At 71.1% G+C, this 21157-nt stretch carries 17 protein-coding genes; 6 read left to right on the top strand and 11 right to left on the bottom strand.

Annotated features, from left to right (window positions below):
• Nucleotides 1-55 precede the first annotated feature (55 nt).
• Nucleotides 56-1393: a glutamine synthetase family protein gene (locus ACT01A_RS06880; RefSeq protein WP_445151502.1), complete on the top strand. Its 1338-nt coding sequence runs from the start codon at nucleotides 56-58 to the stop codon at nucleotides 1391-1393.
• On the opposite strand, the gene ACT01A_RS06875 is transcribed toward ACT01A_RS06880, so the two are convergent.
• The 5 genes from ACT01A_RS06875 to ACT01A_RS06855 are packed head-to-tail and all read right to left on the bottom strand — an operon-like array spanning nucleotide 1390 to nucleotide 8146.
• A complete protein-coding gene (locus ACT01A_RS06875; RefSeq protein WP_445151501.1) occupies nucleotides 1390-1806 on the bottom strand; it encodes a type II toxin-antitoxin system VapC family toxin in 417 nt (138 codons plus the stop codon). The genes ACT01A_RS06880 and ACT01A_RS06875 overlap by 4 nt on opposite strands.
• On the bottom strand, nucleotides 1803-2036 hold the full coding sequence (locus tag ACT01A_RS06870) for a FitA-like ribbon-helix-helix domain-containing protein (protein WP_445151500.1): 234 nt from the start codon (nucleotides 2034-2036) through the stop codon (nucleotides 1803-1805). Before ACT01A_RS06870 ends, ACT01A_RS06875 begins: the two co-directional genes overlap by 4 nt.
• Nucleotides 2037-2087: 51 nt before the next feature.
• The gene (locus ACT01A_RS06865; protein ID WP_445151499.1) at nucleotides 2088-4148 is read right to left on the bottom strand and encodes an MMPL family transporter; all 2061 of its coding nucleotides are present in this window, start codon (nucleotides 4146-4148) and stop codon (nucleotides 2088-2090) included.
• Complete coding sequence (locus ACT01A_RS06860) at nucleotides 4145-6184, bottom strand: thioredoxin domain-containing protein (protein ID WP_445151498.1); 2040 nt, start codon at nucleotides 6182-6184, stop codon at nucleotides 4145-4147. The genes ACT01A_RS06865 and ACT01A_RS06860 overlap by 4 nt, the downstream gene beginning before the upstream one ends.
• A 15-nt stretch (nucleotides 6185-6199) precedes the next feature.
• Complete coding sequence (locus ACT01A_RS06855; protein WP_445151497.1) at nucleotides 6200-8146, bottom strand: alpha/beta fold hydrolase; 1947 nt, start codon at nucleotides 8144-8146, stop codon at nucleotides 6200-6202.
• A 54-nt stretch (nucleotides 8147-8200) separates the two neighbouring features.
• Here ACT01A_RS06855 and ACT01A_RS06850 point away from each other — a divergent pair, with 54 nt between their 5' ends.
• The 3 genes from ACT01A_RS06850 to ACT01A_RS06840 all read left to right on the top strand — a co-directional run bounded on the left by ACT01A_RS06850 (nucleotide 8201) and on the right by ACT01A_RS06840 (nucleotide 11161).
• Nucleotides 8201-8590: a RidA family protein gene (locus ACT01A_RS06850; RefSeq protein ID WP_445151496.1), complete on the top strand. Its 390-nt coding sequence runs from the start codon at nucleotides 8201-8203 to the stop codon at nucleotides 8588-8590.
• A 16-nt stretch (nucleotides 8591-8606) separates the two neighbouring features.
• Complete coding sequence (ilvA, locus tag ACT01A_RS06845) at nucleotides 8607-9824, top strand: threonine ammonia-lyase (RefSeq protein ID WP_445151495.1); 1218 nt, start codon at nucleotides 8607-8609, stop codon at nucleotides 9822-9824.
• An 86-nt stretch (nucleotides 9825-9910) separates the two neighbouring features.
• Nucleotides 9911-11161, top strand: a complete 1251-nt coding sequence (locus tag ACT01A_RS06840) for a ParB/RepB/Spo0J family partition protein (RefSeq protein ID WP_445151494.1) — start codon at nucleotides 9911-9913, stop codon at nucleotides 11159-11161.
• A 3-nt stretch (nucleotides 11162-11164) separates the two neighbouring features.
• On the opposite strand, the gene ACT01A_RS06835 is transcribed toward ACT01A_RS06840, so the two are convergent.
• From ACT01A_RS06835 to ACT01A_RS06815, 5 genes are read right to left on the bottom strand one after another with little or no spacing between them, the layout of a single operon-like run.
• Nucleotides 11165-11725 (bottom strand): hypothetical protein, encoded by a 561-nt coding sequence (locus ACT01A_RS06835; protein ID WP_445151493.1) that lies wholly within the window; start codon nucleotides 11723-11725, stop codon nucleotides 11165-11167.
• Nucleotides 11722-13623, bottom strand: a complete 1902-nt coding sequence (locus ACT01A_RS06830) for a patatin-like phospholipase family protein (RefSeq protein ID WP_445151492.1) — start codon at nucleotides 13621-13623, stop codon at nucleotides 11722-11724. The genes ACT01A_RS06835 and ACT01A_RS06830 overlap by 4 nt, the downstream gene beginning before the upstream one ends.
• Nucleotides 13624-13676: 53 nt before the next feature.
• Nucleotides 13677-14432 (bottom strand): SDR family oxidoreductase, encoded by a 756-nt coding sequence (locus tag ACT01A_RS06825; RefSeq protein ID WP_445151491.1) that lies wholly within the window; start codon nucleotides 14430-14432, stop codon nucleotides 13677-13679.
• On the bottom strand, nucleotides 14433-15806 hold the full coding sequence (locus ACT01A_RS06820; RefSeq protein WP_445151490.1) for an aldehyde dehydrogenase family protein: 1374 nt from the start codon (nucleotides 15804-15806) through the stop codon (nucleotides 14433-14435).
• A gap of 3 nt (nucleotides 15807-15809) precedes the next feature.
• Nucleotides 15810-17438 (bottom strand): amino acid permease, encoded by a 1629-nt coding sequence (locus ACT01A_RS06815; RefSeq protein WP_445151489.1) that lies wholly within the window; start codon nucleotides 17436-17438, stop codon nucleotides 15810-15812.
• A 189-nt stretch (nucleotides 17439-17627) separates the two neighbouring features.
• Here ACT01A_RS06815 and ACT01A_RS06810 point away from each other — a divergent pair, with 189 nt between their 5' ends.
• Nucleotides 17628-19430, top strand: a complete 1803-nt coding sequence (locus tag ACT01A_RS06810) for a potassium/proton antiporter (protein WP_445151488.1) — start codon at nucleotides 17628-17630, stop codon at nucleotides 19428-19430.
• An 18-nt stretch (nucleotides 19431-19448) separates the two neighbouring features.
• Nucleotides 19449-20198: a class I SAM-dependent methyltransferase gene (locus ACT01A_RS06805; RefSeq protein ID WP_445151487.1), complete on the top strand. Its 750-nt coding sequence runs from the start codon at nucleotides 19449-19451 to the stop codon at nucleotides 20196-20198.
• On the opposite strand, the gene ACT01A_RS06800 is transcribed toward ACT01A_RS06805, so the two are convergent.
• On the bottom strand, nucleotides 20195-21130 hold the full coding sequence (locus ACT01A_RS06800) for a zinc-binding dehydrogenase (protein WP_445151486.1): 936 nt from the start codon (nucleotides 21128-21130) through the stop codon (nucleotides 20195-20197). The genes ACT01A_RS06805 and ACT01A_RS06800 overlap by 4 nt on opposite strands.
• Nucleotides 21131-21157: the final 27 nt, after the last annotated feature.

Raw genomic sequence — 21157 nt, 5'->3', positions numbered from 1 at the left:
AACGGCGTTCAGCTTCCGACCAGCGTCACACCACGGATCCTCTAGGGTCCCGGCAATGAGCGAAGCACCCCGCACGGTGGAGGATGTCAAGGCCCTCGTGGACGAGCACCAGCTGCGGTTCATCCGCTTCTGGTTCACGGACATCCTCGGCCAGCTGAAGTCGTTCAGCATCAACTCCGCCGAGTTGGACGACGCCTTCGAGAACGGCATGGGCTTCGACGGCTCCTCCATCACGGGGTTCAACGCGATCGAGGAGTCCGACATGATCGCCATGCCGGACCCCAGCACCTTCGCGATCCTGCCCTGGCGGCCGGAGGAGCAGGGCGTCGGCCGCGTCTTCTGCGACGTCCTCACGCCGGAGCGCACGCCCTACGAGGGCGACCCGCGGCACGTGCTGCGCCGCGCCCTGGATCGCATGCACACGATGGGCTTCGACACCTTCAACGTCGGTCCCGAGCTGGAGTACTTCCTCTTCAAGGACAAGAACGGGACCGAGGTCCTGGACGAGGGCGGCTACTTCGACCTCACCACCCTGGACGCCGGCTCCGACGTGCGCCGCGAGACCGTCATCGCGCTGGAGCAGCTCGGCATCCACGTCGAGTACTCCCACCACGAGGTCGGCCCCTCGCAGCACGAGGTCGACATGCGCTACGCGCCCGCCCTCAAGATGGCCGACGACTGCATGACCCACAAGATCACGGTCAAGGAGTACGCCATGAAGTACGGCTGGCATGCCACGTTCATGCCCAAGCCGCTCTTCGGCGAGAACGGGTCGGGCATGCATACGCACCTGTCGCTCTTCAAGGACGGCAAGAACGCGATGTTCGACGCCGACGACCCGTACTTCCTGAGCGACATCGGCAAGGCCTTCATCGCCGGCCAGCTCAAGCACGCCCGCGAGTTGTCCTCCATCTTCGCCCAGTGGGTCAACTCCTACAAGCGGCTCGTCCCCGGCTACGAGGCGCCGGTCTACGTCGCCTGGAGCCGACGCAACCGCTCCGCGCTCGTCCGGGTGCCGCTCTACCACCCCGGCAAGGAGAACGGCACGCGCATGGAGCTGCGCTGCCCGGACCCCGCCTGCAACCCCTACCTGACCTTCGCCGCCCTCCTACAGGCTGGTCTGGAGGGCATCGAGAAGGGCTACGAGCTGCCCGAGCCGATGGAGAAGAACCTCTACCACCTCTCGCCCGACGAGCGAAAGCGCCTCGGCATCGAGCAGCTCCCCGAGACCCTCGGCGAGGCCGTCGAGCTGACCGCCGAGTCCGAGCTCGTCCTGCGCACCCTCGGCGAGCACATGTTCAACCGCTTCATCGAGATCAAGCGGCAGGAGTGGGAGGACTACCGCGTGCAGGTCACGCAGTGGGAGCTCGACCGCTACCTGCCGGTGCTCTAGGCGACGAGCTGCACGCGAGCGGCGCCCACGGCGTCGCTCGCGACCTTCGCCAGGCCGGCGTCGGCGGTGAGCAGGACGCTCTCCTCCAACATCTCGGCCAGCGCGACATACGACGCGTCATAGATCGACAGGTTGTGGCGCAGCGCCCAGGCGCGCTCACGGTAGGCGCCGAAGGCATAGAGGATCATGCGGACCTCATCAAGTGCGGCCGCGGCGTGGTTCGCTGCGGCCCGCGTGAGCAGCCCGCCACGCTCCATGCCGCGCAGCGCGCTCAACGTCTCCGCCTCGACGATCGTCGGGCAGTGGAAGGGGTCGTCGCTCGGGTCGGCCTTGGCTGCCGCCTCGACCGCGTCCAACGCGACGGACTCATGGGTCAGGACCCCGCAGAGGATCGAGGCGTCAACGACCCTCAATGGCTGTCGCGATCCTTGCGGATCTCCGCGACGATGTCCGCCATCGTCGGTGTGCTGCCCGCCGGCCGTGGCTGCACGCGCGCCGCGTACTCCGCCAGGGTGGGCCGCTGTGCCCAAGCTGTCATCCGCTCGAGCATGAACGCGTTCAGCGACCGCCCGTTCTGCGCGGCTTCGACCTTCAGGCGCCGGAGCACGTCGTCCGGCACATTGCGAACTTGGACGGTGGCCATGACGTCAAATGCTAGCTCGATGCATGTATTGCATGCAAGATGCATGCATCGTCAGTTGGACTGGTCCAACTTCGACGGCCACCAGACCTTCGGGCCGAGCACGAAGACGAGCGCTGGGACCAGCACCGAGCGCACGAGGAAGGTGTCCAACAACACCCCGAAGGCGATCGCGAAGCCCAGCTCGGTGAGGAACACGAGCGGCAGGACGGCGAGCACGCTGAAGGTGCCCGCCAGGACGATGCCCGCGGAGGTGATCACGCTGCCGGTCACCGCCAGGCCGCGCAGCATGCCCTCATGGGTGCCGTGGGTCAGCGTCTCCTCCCGGACGCGGGCCATGAGGAAGATGTTGTAGTCGACGCCCAAGGCCACCAAGAAGATGAAGGCGAAGAGCGGGAAGGTCGGGTCGCTGCCCGGGAAGCCAAAGACCACGTCGAAGATGACGGCGGAGAAGCCGAGGGTGGCCGCGAACGACAACACGACCGTCGCGATGAGCGCGACCGGCGCGACGATCGCGCGGAGCAGCAGACCCAAGATGATGAAGACGATCACGAGCGTCAGCGGGACGAGCAGCTTCGTGTCGCGTGCGGAGGCGGACCGGAGGTCGTGCTCGACCGCGCTCGTGCCGCCGATCAAAGCCTCAGGGTCCGCGGAGCGCGCCGCGCTGCGCAGCTTCGGCACCAAGTCGTAGGCCTCGGTCGAGTTGGGGTCCATCGACAGCGATGCCGCCAGCAGCGTGCCTTCCGGTCCTGACTGGCCGGTGGCGCGGACCGCGGCGACGCCGGGAACCCCCGACACCGCGCGCGTTACCGCCGCCACCCGCGACGGGTCGCTGACGATCACGTCCGTCGGCGCGCTCGCGCCCGCCGGGAACGCCTTGGCCACCAGCTCCTGGCCCGCCACCGACTCGACGCGGTCGCGGAACGAGTTGGACTGCGTCAGCCCGCCGCTCAGGTTCAGCAGCCCGAAGCACATGACCACCAACAAGCCGGTGGTCATCACCAGCACGCGCACCGGCCGCGCGGCGACGCGCTCGCCGATCCGACGCCACGCGCCGTGCGTGGCGTCGGTGCCGCTGTCGCCCACGTGCGGAACGTAGGGCCAGAACGGCTTGCGCCCGACGATCACCAGCAGCGCCGGCAGGAACGTCATCTGCGACAGCAAGGCCACCAGGATGCCCATCGCGCCGATCGGTCCCAGGCCGGCCGTGCCGTTGACCTTGGCCAGCGACAACGCCAACAACGCGATCGACACCGTCAGCGCGCTCGCCACGATCGCCGGTCCCGCGGTCGCCAGCGCTCGCGCCATCGCCTCGTGACGATCCTCGGTCTGGCGCAGCTCCTCGCGATATCGGGCCACCAACAACAAGGCGTAGTCGGTCCCCGCGCCGAGCACCAACACGGACAAGATCGACGACGACTGCCCGTTGACGGTCACGCCCGCCTCGGTCAGCGCGTACCCGAAGCCGCGCGACGCCGCCTCGCCCATGATCACCGCCAGCAGCGGGAAGAACCAGAAGAACGGCGACCGGTAGATCCCGATCAGCAACACCAACACGAGCGCGCCCGCGGCGGCCAGCAGCGTCCCGTTGATCCCCTCGAAGACCTTGATCGCGTCCGCGCTGAACCCCGCCGGGCCGGTGACCTTCACCTCCAGCCCGCCGCCGGGGTCACTGACCAGCTTGCGGTACTTCTCGACCGGATCCTGGATTCGCGAGCCGTCGCCGTCAGCTTCGATCTGGTTGGTGATCAGCGCCGTCGTGCCGTCCTTCGACACCACCGGCTCGCCGAACTTCGACGTGCCCGCGAAGGTCAACCCATTCAACTTGGTCGTGTCGGAGGCGATCCGCTGCTTGTCGGTCGCCGTGAGCCCACCCTCGCGCCGGTAGACGATCACCGTCGCCGCCTGCTCGCCGCCCTGCAACCGCTTGGTGACGTCCAAGGCCTTGGTCGACTCGGCGTCGCCCGGCAGGAACGACGTCGACTCGTTCTTCTCGGCGTCGGAGAACTTGGTGAACAGGTCGCCGGCGCTGATGCCGAAGAAGGCGACGATCCAGATGGCGAAGAACACCCACTTGGCGCGGCGCCCGGCGGGGAGGGTCAGGATTCGGCTCATGTCTCGGGATACGGGTGGAGGAGGTCTCGGAGGCCAACCGGATCGGTAACCGGCAACTGGCAGGCGAAACGCTCGCACACATAGGCCGCCGCGCGGCCATCCACGGCCGATCGACCCTCCATCAGGGGGATGTCGTCGCCGGGCGGTCCCGCGACGACCACGCCCGGGCGCAGCGCCTCGCGCACAACCGCGGCCAGCGCGGCGACGCCGGCGTCGTCGCCCGCCAAGGCGACCTCACGCGTCGGCCGCTGCACCCAGTCGAGCGCGAGCAACGCATAGGCGAACGCCTGCGGGTGGCGATCGAGGTACGGCGCGACGAGCCGCAGGTGCGAGGCCGCGGCCTCCTCATAGCGCGCCTCGCCGGTCAGCGCGGAGAGGCGCAGCAACCCGACCGCGGCCGACGAGGCGCCAGACGGGATCGGCGCGTCCTCGATCTCGCGGCGACGGGCGACGAGCGTCTCGTGGTCGCTGGAGGTGGAGAAGAACCCGCCGCCGTCGTCCGGGGCCGCGGCGAAGCGATCCAGGATCGCGTCGGCCAGCCCGCGGGCCTGCGCGAACCAGCGCGGCTCGAACGTCGCCTCGTAGAGCGCGAGCGACGCCTCCAACAAGAACGCGTGGTCCTCGAGGTAGGCGTTCAACTTGCCTTGCCCGTCCTTCCAGGTGCGCAGGAGGCGGCCGTCACCGTCGCGCATTGCGTCGAAGACGAAGTCCGCGGCGACGACCGCGCACTCGACGAAGTCCGGGCGCCCCAGCACCGCGCCCGCCTCGGCGAAGGCGTGGATCGCCAGGCCGTTCCAGGCGGCCAGCCGCTTGTCGTCCAACCCCGGCCGGACCCGAGAGGCGCGCGCGGCGAACAGCGCCGCGCGGATGCGGTCGCGGACATCGACCGGCGGCTCGGGCCCGCGCGCCGTCAGCACGTTGCGGCCGAGCACGGGGTGGTGCGGGTCCTCGAAGTTCCCCGCCTCGCTCACGCCCAGCCACGCGACCGCCGCCTCGAAGTCCTCGTCGCCGACCGCCGCGCGGACCTCGTCCACCGTCCACACGTAGTACTTGCCTTCGACGCCCTCGGAGTCCGCGTCCAAGGCGGACAAGAAGCCGCCCTCGTCGCCGCGCAGCTCTCGCGCCACGAACTCCAGCGTCTCCTCGCACACGCGTCGGAACAGCGGCTCGCCGGTCATCAGCCAGCCGTGCAGGTACGCTCGCGCCAGCAGCGCGTTGTCGTACAACATCTTCTCGAAGTGCGGGACCGTCCAGTCCGCGTCGACCGCGTAGCGCGCGAAGCCGCCGCCGACCTGGTCCCACAGCCCGCCGCGGGCCATAGCGCGCAGCGTCGCGCCGGCCATGTCACCCGCCTTGGTCGCCAGCGAGCCGCTCTCGCCGCGCGCCGCGCTCGTCCAGAGGAAGAGCAGCGCCGCCGACGGCGGGAACTTCGGCGCGCCGCCGAAGCCGCCATGCACGGCGTCGAACGACCCGCGCAGCGCCCGCAACGCGGCGTCGAGCGCCTCGGGAGCGAGCGACGCGGCAGGCTCCATCGCCGCGCTCCGGCCCAGCGCTGCAGCCATCTTCTCGCCCTGCGCGACGATCTCCTCGCGCTGCGTCCCCCACGCCTCCGCGACGGCTTCCAGCACGGCCGGCCACGCCGCCATCCCGGGCCGGGCGGTCGGCGGGTAGTACGTGCCGCCGTAGAACGGCACCTGATCCGGCGTCAGGAACACGTTCAGCGGCCACCCGCCGCCACCGGTCATCAGCTGCACGGCCTCCATGCAGAGCGCGTCGACGTCCGGTCGCTCCTCGCGGTCGACCTTCACGCAGACGAAGTTGTCGTTCATGACCGCCGCGATCGCGGGATCCTCGAACGACTCACGCTCCATCACGTGGCACCAGTGGCACGCGGAGTACCCGATCGACACCAACAACGGGCGATCCAACTCGACCGCGCGCGCCAGCGCCTCCGGTCCCCACGGCCGCCAGTCGACCGGGTTCTCTGCGTGCTGTCTCAGGTAGGGCGAGGTCTCGGACGCCAAGGCATTGGCCATGGCGCCCGAGCCTACCTAGCGCGTCGCCAGCAGCGACGGCGTCTTCAACACGTCCTTCACCGACGGCAGCGAGTCCGCGGACGAGCGGACGGCCGCCGAAGCCGCCGAGGCCGACGCGCTGATCGAGACCTTCTTGCCGCCCAGCGTCCCGGTGATCTTGCCCGACGCGCTGAGCCGCAGCGAGCCCCTCAGGGCGCCGCCGCCGTGGATCGTCACCTTCGCGTTGCGGTTGGCGTCGACCGACCCGCTGACCACCACGCCCTTGACGTACTGGTAGGAGTTGAGCCGGAACGACCCGTCCTCGTGGATCGTCGCGTTGCCGCCGCGCAGGCCCGCGACGTGCCGCGGCAGGGCGCCGAGCGCGAGCGCGTCGCCGATCATCTGGCGCGCGGCGTCGGTGATCGTGGAGGCCGCGGAGAGGATCGTCTTGTTGCGCTTGCCCTTGGCGTTGACGGTCCCGAAGGTCGTCGGCGGCCGGCGCGTCGGCGCATACGGGTTGCTCGACGCGGCGCACGGGCCCGGCGTCTGGCCGGCGAAGAACGTGGCCAGCGCGGTCTTGGTGCAGGCGCTGTCCTCGGTCAGGTCCGCGGAGACCGTCGAGTGTCCCGTGTACGGCACCTGGACGACCGCGGCGCCCGGGATCCGCTGCGCGATCTGCGCGGCGTCCTCGTAGGGCGTGCGAAGGTCCATCTGGCCGTCGAGCACGAGCGTCCGGACCGCCGGAAGCGGCGCGGAGGGGGCCGGCGCGGGGGAGGCGTCCGGCCAGCCGATGCAGTACGGGATCGGCCCGCCCTGGACGGCGGCGGCCGGCGAGAACGGCCCGAGCTGGGCCTTCGGGATCGCCTGGGCGGCCGCGGTGACCTCGTCGTAGCGCTGGTCGACGCCGGCCGCGCGCGTCCACTGGAACGGCGCCTCCTCGCAGGTCGTCGCCAGGAAGAGCGCGTCGGAGTCGCCGCCCTCGTCGACCGCGTGGCCGGTCAGGTCGCTCAGGCCCGTCGTCAGGCCCTCCGAGCGGACGGCGAGGCGCAGCAGCGGCGCCGCGTCACCGCGCAGCGCGGCACGCATCGAGCCCGGGAGCTCGGCGCGCAGCGTCGGGTTCAGGTCGCCCGCCAGGAGGATCGCCACGAGGTCGTTCTGGCCCATCGCCAGCGTCTCGCGCTTGCCGGACGAGAGGACGACCTTGCCGCGCAGCGCCTTCTTGCGCAGCTTGGAGGCGATCGAGGAGAGGTCGCGCGTGACGTTGTCGGTCGCGCCCTTGCACGCGGTGCCCGCGCAGAGGTCCTGCAGGACGCGCGGGGCGCCGACGAGCGTCGAGCGCTGGAACGGATCCGGGCCCTCCGGGAGCACGACCGAGTCGAGCACGAGCGCCTCGACGTTCTGCGGGTAGGCCGCCGCGTAGTCCTCGGCGACCTTCGTGCCGTAGGAGACGCCGAACAGCACCAACTTGGCGTAGCCGCCGGCGACGCGCAAGGCCTCGATGTCCTGGACGCTGTCGGCCGTGCGGAAGAACCCGCGCCTGGGGCCGATCTCGTTGGCGCAGCTCTCCGAGAGCTTGACGATCGACCCGCGCTGGCTAAGGGCCTTGCAGGACAGCGCGCCGGAGGCGCCGGTGCCGCGCTGGTCGAAGACGAGCAGGTCGCGGTTGGCGATCGCGGGCTGCATGACCGACGCGAACGTCTGCTTGAGCGGCAGCGCCGCCTGGCCAGGGCCGCCCGCCAGCGGGACGACCGCGACGTTGGAGGGGTTGGACGCTGCCTTCACGCGCGAGACCGACAGCGTGACCTGCTCGCCGGCGGGGTTCGCGCGGTCGAGCGGCACGGCGAGCGACGAGCACTCGAAGCCGGCGGTCGGGCAAGCGGCCCAGGGGAGGTCGGCTGAGGCGATGGCGGGGGCGATCGCGCACACGAGGGTGGCGACCGCGCCGGTCAGCAACGCGGAGCGGAGGGGGCGACGGGCGAGCATGAGGCGCGGACGGTAGCGTCCGGGGGCGTCCCACGTCGAAGGAGAGCCGTCACGATGTCTGTCGAACGCCAGCCGATCAACGCCGAGAACGCGCCCGCCGCAGTTGGTCCCTACAGCCACGCGGTGCGCTCCGGCGGATTCCTGTTCCTGTCGGGGCAGACGCCGCTGGATCCGGCGACGGGGAAGCTGGTCGAGGGGGACATCGGCGAGCACACGCGCCAGTGCCTGCGCAACCTGCAGGCGGTGTGCGAGGCCGCGGGCGCGTCGCTGGGCGATGCGGTGCGCTGCGGGATCTACGTCACCGACATCGGGACGTTCGGCGAGGTCAACGCGGCCTACTCGGAGTTCTTCACCGAGAACCCGCCGGCGCGGTCGACGGTGGGGGTGGCGTCGCTGCCGGTCGGTGCGCAGGTCGAGATCGACGCGATCGTGGCGCTGGCCTAGGCCGGCGACCGCTCGCGTGGTCACCGCCGACGACATCGCCCGCGCACAGGCGGCCGTCGCTGATGTGGCGCGGCACACGCCGGTGCTGCCGTCGGCGACGCTGAGCGAGCGCTGCGGCGGCGACGTCGTCCTGAAGGCCGAGTCGCTGCAACGCACCGGCGCGTTCAAGATCCGCGGCGCGCTGAACAAGCTGCACGCGTTGGGTGACGTGTGCTCGCGCGGCGTGGTGTGCGGGAGCGCGGGCAACCACGCCCAAGCGCTGGCGTTCGCGGCGCGCGCCCGGGGCGTGCCGTGCGAGGTCTTCATGCCGGAGGGCGCGCCGATCGCCAAGCTGGAGGCGGCGGCCGAGTTGGGTGCGCGTGTGGTGCTGGGCGGCGCGTCGGTTGACGACTGCCTGGTGTCGGCGAAGGCGCGCGCCGAGGAGTCCGGGATGGCCTTCGTGCATCCGTTCGACGATCCGGACGTGGTCGCGGGGCAGGGGACGCTGGGGTTGGAGCTGCTGGCCGATCTGCCGGCGCTGTCGACGGTCGTGGTCCCGGTCGGAGGCGGCGGGTTGGCTTCTGGTGTCGCGATCGCGGTCAAGAGCGTGCGGCCGGAAGTGCGGGTCGTCGGCGTGCAGGTCGAGACGGTCGCGGCGTTCCCGGGGTCCTTGGCGGCGGGCGCGCCGGTGGCGGTCGGCGGCGCGTTGACGATCGCCGACGGGATCGCGGTCAAGCGCCCGGGGGACTTGACCTTGGCGTTGATCCGGGAGTGGCTGGACGACGTCGTGACGGTGCCCGAGGACGAGGTCGCCGAAGCGATGGTGATGTTGATGGAGAAGGCGAAGCTGGTCGTCGAAGGCGCGGGCGCGGTGGGCGTCGCGGCGCTGCTGGGCGGTGAGGTGAAAGCCGCCTCCCACGGGACCACCTGCGTGATCCTGAGCGGCGGGAACGTCGACGCCGGGCTGCTGGCCACCGTGGCGCGGCGCCACGAGACCGAGATGGGCCGCCGGATGGTCCTGCTGACACGCGTGCCGGACCGCCCGGGCGCGCTGGCGACGCTGCTGGACTGCGTCGCGGCGCAGGGCGCGAACCTCGTGGAGGTCTCGCATCTGCGCGAGGGGATCGACCTGCACGTGCGCGAGACGGGCGTCCAGCTGACGATCGAGACGCGCTCGCGCGAGCACGCGGACGGGGTCGTGTCGGCGGTCCGCGAGGCGGGCTACGGCGTGACGCGGCACACGGACGAGATCTAGCCCGGCGTCTAGCCGGCGGAGATTCCCGCTCGTTGCGGGACGAGTCCTGCGAGACGGCCGGAGGGTGTGCTTGCATCCGGCAGCTCATGTCCCAGGTCGACAAGCTCCAAGACGCTGAAGAAGATGTCGCGCAGATGCGCGAGGAGGCCGCCCGCAGCGCGCGGGAAGAGGCCACCGCGGATCTCCAGAGGGCGCCGCTGAGCGACACCGCGGCCAAGGCGCACTCGACGGTCGAGGTGCCGCTGTCGCAGGTGCGCACGATGGTCAACATGCGCGTCGGGCAGCTCCCGGACCTGCATGACCTGGCGGTGTCGATCAAGGAGACCGGGCTGCTGCACCCGCCGCTGGTGCGCGCCACGGGCGAGGACGACGTGCCCTACGAGCTGCTGGCGGGGCGCCGGCGCTTCGGGGCGATGACGCTGCTGGACGAGGCCGAGGAGCCGCGCGAGTGGCGCTTCACGCTGATCGAGGGGATCTCCAAGCGCGAGGCCCTGACGATGCAGTTCGCCGAGAACTTCCATCAGGCCAAGCCGGAGCCGGTGCAGTTCGCGCGCGCCGCGCGGGCGATCATGGCCGAGGACCCGTCGCTGACGGCGGCCGAGGTCTCGCGGATGGTCGGCGCGCCGCTGACCTGGACGCGCAAGTCGCTGAAGCTGTTGGACCTGCCGGAGAACGTGGTCGAGCGCGTCCAGCAGGGCGACTTGTCGTTCACGGTCGCCGACATCGTCCGCCGCGGGATCGCGCGCGGCGACGTCTCCGCTGAGGAGGCTTCCGAGTTGGTCGAGCAGCACGCGGCCGGCGAGATCTCCGGTGGCGCGCTGAAGCTCGGCGTCGGTTACGTGCCGCCCAAGCCGAAGAATTACGAGGAGGAGTCGAGGAAGCTCGACGAGGCCCGCTGGGCGGCCAACCGCGAGAAGGGCATCGCCAAGGACCAGGACGCCGACCAGCGCGACTGGGATTCGTCGTCCGGCAACGGCGGCGGTTCCAACGGCTCCCAAGGCGGCCCGATCCGCGACGCCGCCGAGCTGCTGTCGAACGAGCCCCGCATCGTCGCCTCCTACGGCCCCGGCTCGGAGAACGGCGGCGAAGGCGACGGCCCCATCGAGGTCGCCGTCGAAGACCTCGACGCCTACATCCTCGGCCTCGTCCTCTCCCGCGTCGCCACCGCCGCCCACCGCGAGCACCTCGGCGTCGAAGGCGGCCACGAGTCCACCCAGGAGTACGCCTTCTCACTCCATCCCGACCGCCGCCTCGCGGTCCTGCGCGCGCTGTCTGCCGAGATCCTCGCGGCGGACCCGCTGCCGCCGAAGCCGCTGCGCGCGCTGCTGGCGGTCTAGGCCTCAGCGCGGCGTGCTGGCCGCGCTGGCGATCAGCAGGTCCAGCACCCCGATCGCCAAGCAGGCCAAGATGAAGCACTTGATTCCGGCTGCCACCGCGGTGATCGGCGCAGCCACGCGTCCGCCTTGTCCCCGCAGCGTCAGCGCCAACCCCACGTTCTCGAGGAGGTCGCACGTCGCGGCGACCGCCACCAGCGCGGCACCCACCGCCGAGACCGTCTCGCCGTGGGTCACCGGGATCAGCCCGCTCGCGCCGGTCGCGCGGCCGGTCAGCACCACCGCGCACGCGCAAGCGGCGGCGTAGAGCGCGATGAACGCCAGGTCGAGCCACAGCGAGCGGCACGCTGCGCCGATCCGGCGCTCCTGCTTCCACCGACCGACGATCGCTGACGCCCGCCCGCGCGTCAGCGCGAACTGCAGGCTGAAGATCCCTGCTGGGGCGACATCGGGCGTGCTCAGGTTCGGGAACAACCGCCAGACGTACGCCGCCCAGCCCGTGGAGACTGCGAGCACCGCGCCCAGTTCGGCGCAGGAGGCGAAAGCGAGTGGATCGCCGAGGCTCATGTCGGCGGCACGATCCGCAGGACCGAGGGCGGCCGGGGCGCGCCGTTGTCCAGGGATTGGCTGTAGAGCTCCGGTGGCTGGCGGCGGTAGGCATGGGCCTCGTTCTGCGCGCGGCGCAGCTGCGCCTTGCTCTTGAAGCAGTACGGGCCGATGCCGGTGACGCCGGGGCGGGCCAGATCGACGCGTTCGAGGTAGGGCATCGAGATGCCGTCCCCAGGGGCGGGATCCTCGTAGGCGCCGGAGAAGGACGCCAATGTCTGCTCGGTCGCGGCGGCAGCGATCCGGAAGCGGACGAGACGGTGCTGGTTCCAGCGCGTGTCGGCGGCGGCGCTCGGAACCGCGAAGAGGTCGGCGAGCACCTTCGCCGCCTCACCGCCACGCGCGCTCAGCTCGAGGACCTTCTTGCGGTTCATGGTCAACGTCATGCCGCCCTCGCCGGCGCCGAGGCGGATGTGGACCATGCGGTCGCGGAACCCGGGCTGACGCGCCTGGGTGTTGTCGCGCCAGTTCTGCATGGCGTCCTTGATCGCGACGAGGAACTGGCCGAGCGACTCGATCGTCCGCGGCTCTTCGGGTGCGGGTCGCGCGGGCGGCACGGGCGGGACGATCGCCGTCCCCTGGTTCTCAACCCCGTCCGGGGGCTGTTCACCCTCGGGGAACGTGGTGAGGTGCAACCCGAAGGTGGGGCGGCGCGGCAGCGGCGCGTCGAAGAAGTGGACCGGGAAGTTCGAGGTGATCCCGCCATCGGAGAACAGCACGCGCTCCAGCCGCGGATGACGGCCGTCGGCCGCGTAGTCCAGGTTCCACAATGGGATCGCGCAGATCAGCCCCGGGAAGCTGAGGCTCATCCGCGTCGCGACCAGCACCGGCAGGTCAGGCCCGATCGGGAACCGCCGGAAGTCACGCCCGTGATCGGGCAGGTGCCGGGCACGGTCCTCGCTGATCGGCCTCCCGCAGTTCTCCATGTAGTCGACGACCTCCCGCGGGAAGAACCGCCGCAGCTCGGCCGGCTTGAACAGCAGCTCGCCGCCGAACTCCAGCCGGTCCTCATGACGCTGGAACGGCGCCGGGAGACGCCACGGCCGTCCGTGCGTGAGGTCCGTGGTCATCATCTGCAGGTCGACGTCGCGCAGCCCGGGATCCCAGCTGCGAGCGAGCAGCAGCTGGTGGCGGAGCGCGAGGTCGTCGGTCTCGTCCACGCCCCAGAGGTCGGCGAAGGTGAGCGGCGCGTCCTCGTCCGTGCAGCCTGCGATCTCTTGGATCTTCTCGTGCAGCCAGGCGGTCAGCGCCGGGCCGGGCCCCGTACCGCCTGGCCCGAGCGTGCACACCCCGAAGCCGTTGGCGGGCAGCGCCAGCACGGCTCGGAGGACGTCGGTCGCGAGCCCGACCGCCAGCAGGACGAGCGCCGCGCCGATCGCGGGCAGGCCCACCCACGGCGAGAGCCCCGCGAAGGCCAGCAGCGCGCCGCACGCCACCGCGATCAGCGCGCCGAGCGCCGGGAACCGCGGGAAGATCCCGAGCATGCGGAACGCAGCGGTCCGCTTGTGCTTCATGAAGGCCATCATCACGTCGAACAGCGGCTTCGTCGCGGGATCCGGTTGGAAGAGCTTCAAGAGCAGCGGCTGCCCGCCGTCCGGGCCCGCCAGCTCGTCGGCGAGCTCGCCGAGAGCCTGGAACCCGGAGGTCGAATCGTGCTGGCGCCGGTGCTCGGCCGCGGCCACGATCGCCGCCGCGATCGCGCCCGCCGACGTCCCGCCGATCGCACGGAAGCGGTAGCGCGCGGCCAGCTCGACGGCGGCGCCCGGGTAGACCACGCCGCTGGTGATCCCGCCCTTCATGACGATGTCGCACGACAGCGGCGGGTCGGGGTGGGCGGGCGGCGGTTTGGACGCGGCCATGATGGGCGACCCTAACTGGGCCGCTCATCGCCGCGTGGGGGAAGTCGATGCCCCTACTCGGGCGTCACGTACGCGCCCGAGATGCCGCCGTCGATCAGGAACGTCGACGCGGTCATGAACGACGACTCGTCGCTCGCCAGGAAGACGACGCCGCTGGCGATCTCGGAGGCTTTGCCGAAGCGGCCCATGGGGACGTGGATGAGGCGACGCGCGGCGCGGGCGGGGTCCTTGGCGAAGAGCTCCTGGAGGAGCGGCGTGTCGACGGGACCGGGGCACAACGCGTTGACGCGGACGCCGCGGCGGGCGAACTCGACGCCGAGCTCGCGGGACAGCGCCAGCACACCGCCCTTGGAGGCGGTGTAGGAGATCTGCGAGGTGGCGGCGCCCATGATCGCGACGAACGAGGCGGTGTTGATCACGGAGCCGCGGGCGGGCGGGTCGTTCTTCAGCAGGTGCGGGATGCCGTGCTTGCAGCAGAAGAACACCGACTTGAGGTTGACGTCCTGGACGCGCTGGTAGGCCTCGTAGGTGGTGTCCAACACGGAGGTGTCGTCGTCGGGCGAGATGCCGGCGTTGTTGAACAGGATGTCGATGCGGCCGAACTGCTCGGCGACCTGCTGGTACATCTGCTGAACGGCGAACTCCTCGGTCACGTCGACCGCCAGCGCGAGGTCGCCGGGCGCGCCCTCCAACAGATCGATGCCGACGACCTTCGCGCCTTCGCGCTGGAAGGCCTCCACCGTGGCAGCGCCGATGCCTCCCGACGCTCCGGTGACGACCGCGACCTTGCCTTCGAGACGACCCGGCACTTACTTCCCTTCCGTGTTCATGTAAATGGTCTTCACTTCGGTGTAGGCGTCGGTTGCATGCGGCCCGAGCTCGCGCCCGTACCCCGACTGCTTGAACCCGCCGAACGGCGTCGTCACCCGCACCGAGCTGTTGGAGTTGATGGACAGGTTGCCGGATTCGAGCGCCCGGGCGACGCGCAGCGCCTTGGCGCCGTCGCGGGTCCACACCGAGCCGCTCAACCCGTAGATGGTGTCGTTGGCCTTGGCGATCGCATCATCTTCAGAGTCGAAAGGGATGACGACGGCGACCGGGCCGAAGATCTCGTCCACGGCGGCGGGGTGGTCCTCGGCGACCGGCCACAGGACCGTGGGCGGGAACCAGTAGCCGGGGCCGTCCGGGACGCTGCCCTGGATCGCGACCTCGGCGCCGCCGTCCACGAACGCGGCGACCGAAGAGCGCTGCCCCGCGCTGATCAAGGGCCCCATCTCGGTCGCGGGATCCAGAGGATCGCCGACGCGGATCGCCTCGACCGCGCCCTTCAGCTCCGACAGGAAGTCGTCCACGGCCGAGCGCTCCACCAAGATCCGCGACCGTGCGCAGCAGTCCTGGCCCGCGTTGTCGAAGACGGCCCACGGCGCCGCCGCCGCGGCGGCGGCCACATCGGCATCCGCGAACACCACGTTCGCCGACTTGCCGCCCAGCTCCAGCGTGACGCGCTTGATCGTCTCCGACGCGCCCGCCGCGATCGAGCGACCCACCTCGGTTGAGCCCGTGAACGCGATCTTGGCGACGTCCGGGTGCTCCACCAAACGCGAGCCACACGAGCGCCCCGGCCCCGCGACGACGTTGACCACGCCCTCCGGGAGCCCCGCCTCCAGCGCCAGCTCCGCGAACCGCAGCGCGGTGAGCGGCGTCAGCTCCGCCGGCTTCAACACCACCGTGTTGCCCGCCGCCAGCGCCGGCGCCATCTTCCACGACGCGATCGCCAGCGGGAAGTTCCACGGCGTGATCAGCCCCACGACGCCGACGGGCTCCCGGACGGTGAAGACCAACCCGCCCGCCACCGGGATCGTCTCGCCGATAGGCCGCTCCGGCGCCCCGCTGAAGTAGCGGAACGTCTCGATCGCCATCCCGATCTCGCCGCGCGCCGACCCGATCGGCTTGCCCGCGTTGCGGGCCTCCAGCACGGCCAGCTCCTCGTGAGCCGACTCCATGACCGACACCACCCGGCGCAACAGCCGCGCGCGGTCGCTCGGAGCGACCGCGCGCCACGCCGGGAACGCCGCCTTGGCCGACGCCACGGCGGCGTCGACCTCGTCGACGCCGCCGCGGGGGATCGTGTCCAGGATCTGCTCGGTGGCGGGCTCCAGGACCTCGAGGGTCTCTTCCGGCACCCGTCAGACTCCGGCGGGGGCCGAGGTCGGCCCGCCCGGGCCGCCCAGGTCGCCGGGCTTGTGCTCCTCACCCAGCTCCGCGTCCAGCTCGGCAACCGTGATCCGCGGGCCGGTGAACGTGTTCTTAGCCCCGAGCACCCACCACAGGCCGACCGCGAGGATGATGCCGCCGGTGACCAGCGGCGCGTAGTTGACCGCGCTCCAGTCGAACTCGTCGCGCCACGGCACGCCCGCGGGCGTCGTCGGCAGGATGAAGATGATGGTGATGATCGCGACCCACACCACCGCGAACGGGTTCATCCACTTGTACTTGCTACCGAGGTTCCACGGGCCGGTCTGGAACTCGTCGCCCATGCGCCAGCGCAGGTAGATCGGGATCACGTAGGCGATGTACAGCCCGATGACCGCGACCGACACGATGGCGTAGAACGCGACCGGGATGCCGGCCTCGTTCGGGAAGTACGCCGGGATCGTCAGGAGGATCGCGCAGCCGACCATGAAGAGCACGGCGTTGACTGGCATCTTGCGGTCGTTGACCTTGCTCCAGATCCGCCAGCCCGGGATCGCGCCGTCACGCGAGAAGGCGTAGCACATGCGCGAGGCGCTGGTGAGGCAGGCCGCGCCGCAGAAGACCTGGCCGACCGTCGAGATGATCAGGATGACCTTCGTCCAACCGCCCGAGCCCATCGCGGACTCGAAGACCGCAATCGAGCTGCCGCCCGCCTCCGTGATGCCCTTGGCGTCCGACGCCGCGAACGTGAAGGCCAACAGCAGGAACCAGCCGATCACCGCGCTGTAGAAGATCGACCGCCACACGCCCTTGGCGGCCGCGTCGGCCGCGCCGTGGGTCTCCTCGGAGATGTGCGCGCAGGAGTCGAAGCCGGTGATCGTGTACTGCGTCAGCAGGAAGCCGAGCGGCAGCACGTAGAACCAGTACATCCCGCCGCCGAAGCCCGAGTTGTTGAAGCGCTCGGTGAAGACGAAGTCGGCGGACGCGTGGTGGTCCGGGACGATGATCAGCACCGCGATGATGATCGCGACGCCCGCGACGTGCCACCAGACCGAGATCGAGTTGAACGTCGCCACGAGGTGACTGCCCAGGATGTTGACCGCCGCGTGGAAGGCGATGATCACCAAGAACAGGAAGAACGTCCCGTGCTGGAAGGCGGCCGCGTCCGACGAGGCTCCGTTGAACAGGTTGAAGTCATACAACCCGAACACGGTGTTCATGAACGTGGCCGCGCCGAAGTCCACCGACGCGCACACGGCGATCAACCCGATGAGGTTGAACCAGCCCGTGAACCAGCCCCAGCCGGCGCCGCCGAGCTTGGCGGCCCACCAGTAGATGCCGCCGGCCGTCGGGTAGGCCGACACCAGTTCCGACATGCAGAAGCCGATGATCAGGATCGGGATCGAGATCAGCGGCCAGCCCCACGAGATCGCGACGGGGCCGCCGTTGTTCCAGGCCTGGCCGTAGGTGGTGAAGCACCCGGCCAGGATCGAGATGATCGTGAACGAGATCGCGAAGTTCTGGAAGCCGCTCCAGCTCCGATCCAGTTCCTGCTTGTACCCCAGCTCCGCAAGCCGCTGCTCGTCGCTAGATGCGATCGCCGCGGCGTCCAGGTTGGCCATTGCGCGTGCAGTCCCTCTCCGAAAGGTGTGGTGGGCCGTCCTTCTGGGCGGCGGGCGCGAATCTACGCCCGCTCGCGGACGGAAGTCAAGTGCCGATCGCCACGAAGGCGTCCAAAATCGACCTGCCCGGTTGTCGAACGGCGATCAAATGGGTGTTGGACCCAGAGGGCCGTGTGAAAGGGTGTCGAGGTGCACGACGGCGAGCGCATCCTCATCGTGGGCGCGCTGCTGTCCGCGGGCCTGTTGGCGTCGCTCGTCGCCAGCCGCGTCCGCGTCCCCGGACTGGTCCTGTTCCTCGGCGTCGGCATGCTCGTCGGCAGCGATGGCACCGGCTGGATCGACTTCAACGACTATGAGGTCGCGCGCACCGTCGGCATCGTCGCGCTGACGTTGATCCTCTTCGAGGGTGGTCTTGCCGCGGGCCTGCCGGAGATCCGCCCGGTCCTTGCGCCGGCGCTGGCGCTGGCGATCGTCGGGACGGTCGTGACGGCGGTCGTCACCGGCCTGGTCGCGGCGTGGCTGTTCGACTTCTCGACCACCGAGGGCCTGCTGGTCGGCGCGATCGTCGCCGGCACCGACGGCGCGGCGATCTTCGCGCTGCTGCGCGGGTCGACGCTGCGCCGGCGCTTGGCGCGAACGTTGGAGGGCGAGTCGGGGCTCAACGACCCGGTCGCGGTCCTGCTGGTGCTCGGGTTCATCCACCACCTGCAGAACCCCGACTACGGCCTGCTCGACTTCATCGGGTTGTTCGCCCAGCAGTTGGCGATCGGCGCGGTGGTCGGCGTTGCGGTCGGCTACGTGTTCTCGTTCGCGCTGCGCGAGGCGCGGTTGACGACCGCTGGGCTCTACCCGGTCGCGACGCTCGCCTCGGTCGCGCTCGCGTTCGGCATCGCCGACGTCGCGCACGGCTCTGGGTTCCTGGCGGTCTACCTGGTGGGGCTGAGCCTCGGCACGGCGACGATCCCGGCCAAGCAGACGATCGCGACGTTCCACGAGGGCATGGCGTGGGTCGCTCAGCTGTCCATGTTCCTGGTGCTCGGGCTGCTGATCTTCCCATCCGACCTCGGCGGGGTGGCGTTCGAGGGCACGGTGCTGGCGCTCGTGCTCGTGTTCCTCGCGCGCCCGATCGCGACCGTCTTGTGCACGGCGCCGTTCGGGTTCAACTGGCGCGAGCAGACCGTGCTCGGCTGGGCGGGTCTGAAGGGCGCGGTGCCGGTCGTGCTGGCGACGTTCCCGGTCATCGACGGCATCCCGCGCTCGCACGAGTTCTTCAACATCGTGTTCTTCGTGGTCTTGCTGTCCACGATCCTGCAGGGCACGACGTTCGAGCCGCTGGCCAAGCGCCTCGGCGTGACGACCGACGACCCGGCGCTGCCGCGGCCGCTGGCGGAGTCGGGGACGATCCGGCGGCTGGGCGCGGAGGTGCTGGAGTTCCCGGTCGCGCCCGACGACGCGATCGTGGGGCTGGCGGTCCGCGACCTGGGCCTGCCGCGCGAGGCGGTCATCAACGTGATCGTGCGTGAGGGGCAGGCGATCCCGCCGCGCGGCTCGACGCGCGTGCAGGCCGGCGACCGGCTCCACGTGCTCTACCGCGAGGAGACGTCGCGGCAGTTGGTGTCCTTGACGTCATCGTGGCGGACCGGGCCGATCGGGCCGCGGGCGCGCCCGGCGCGCACGGTGCGCAGCGCGTCGTCGATCTTCACGGCGCGGCCGTGGACCGAGGGCGACGGCGACGCGACGCGGCCGACCGCGATCTCCGGCCAGGAGGTCATCGACCTGCTGCGCCTGCGCCGTGACGCGCCCGGCTCGCTCGTGGTGCTCGGCGACGGGCGCTACGCGCTGTGCGGGTCGGTGCTGGTGGTCGGCGCGCGCCGGCAGGTGACGGAGTGGATCGAGCGGCGGATGCGCGTGGCGGACGAGTCCGAGCGCGCCTGGCTGCGGACGGCGCTGGGCGCGGTGGCGACCGACCAGCCGGCGCAGCCGGGAACCTGACAGCATCAGAGGCGCCCTATGGCCCGCCTCGCCGACGACGACATCCAGGACTTCTACGAGGACTGCTACTCGCCCGGCGCTGACGGCGAGAAGTACCGCCGCTGGCGGGAACTGGGCGCGGAGGGCAAGGCCGATCACGTCGCGGCGCTCGTGGCGCGCGCGGGGCTGGCCGCGCCGGAGACGGTCTGCGAGGTCGGTTGCGGTGACGGCGCGGTGCTCGGCGTGCTGGGGCGGCGCGGCTTCGGCGCACGGCGGGTCGGCTACGAGATCTCCTCGACCGGCGTTCGACTGACCGCTGAGCGAGCGGAGGTCGACGAGGCGCGGGTCTTCGACGGCGCGACGCTGCCGGACGTTGACGATGCCTATGACTTGGTGATCGCCACGCACGTGCTCGAGCACGTGCCGGACCCGGCGCCGCTGACGCGCGAGATGCTGCGCGTGGGCCGTGCGGTCGTGATCGAGGTCCCGCTGGAGGCGAACCTCAGCGCGCGGCGGCCGGCGGCGCGGGCGGCCAGCGAAGGTGTCGGCCATCTGCACAGCTTCTCGCGGAGGGCGATTCGCTCACTCGTGCGCGACTGCGGCGGGCGGGTGGCGGCCGAGGTGCTGGACCCGCTGCCGCGCGAGGTGCACCGCTTCGGGGCCCAGACCGCGCAGGCGCGGCTCAAGGGCGACGTGAAGTGGGCGCTGCGCGCGGGCGCGGCGGCGGTGCCGCCGGTCGGCGAGCGGCTCATCACGATGCACTTCGCCGTCCTCGCGCTGCCCGCTTAGGGCTTCAACACCACCTTGCCCGCGGTCGCGCGGGACTCCAGCGCGGCATGGGCCGCGGCGGCGTTCGCGAGCGGGAAGGCGGGGTGGAGGTTCGGGCGCAGCGCGCCGGTGGCGAAGGCGGCGAGGGCGCGCTGTTCGAGGGGGCGGATGTTGCTGGGCGGCGCGAGCGGGACGAGCTTGATGTCGTCGCGGGCCGACCCTGGGCCCGCTGGCCCGCCGATGACGACCGCGCGGCCCCCGGGCACGACGCGTTCGAGGGCGAGCGCGCCGAAGTCGCCGCCGACGGAGTCGAGCACGACGGTGAGCCCCTCCGGCACGCGCGCGGGCCACTCCGGGTCGCGGTGGTCGAGCGCCACCGACGGCCCGAACGACTGCGCCAGCACGACCTTCTCCGGGCCGCCCGCCACGGCGACGACCTCCGCGCCCGCCGCGCGCGCGGCCTGCACGAGCAGCGGGCCCAGACCGCCCGCGGCGGAGGGGATCAGGACGACGTCGTCCGGTCCGATCGCCGCCGCGTCCAGGATCAGCTGCGCGGTCCGGCCGGTGCCGATCGCGGTCACCGCGTCCTCGGCGCTGAGGCCGTCCTCCTCGAGCGCGTGCAGCCGCGTGGCGGCGACGGTCGCCTGCTCGGCGTAGCCGCCGCTGCCGTGCGGCCCGAAGTGGGCGACGGCGCGGCGACCGACCCAGGTCGCCTCCACGCCGTCGCCCACCGCGTCGACCCTGCCCGCGACCTCTCGGCCGGGGATTGCGGGCAGGCTGGGGAGGGGGATGGGGCCCATCGCGACACCACGGCGGATCATGGTGTCGATCAGGTGCACGCCCGCGGCCTCGACCGCGATCCGGACCTCGCCGGGACCGGGCACGAGGTCGGGGACCTCCTCGTAGCGGAGGTTCTCGGCCGGGCCGAACGCGTGAAGGCGGATGGCGTGCACCCGTCGCATCGTGGGGGTTCAACTGCG

It is taken from the genome of Baekduia sp. Peel2402 (assembly GCF_052567285.1).
Note: the sequence above shows the minus strand (reverse complement) of the source record. Positions and strands in the feature narration are given on the sequence as shown.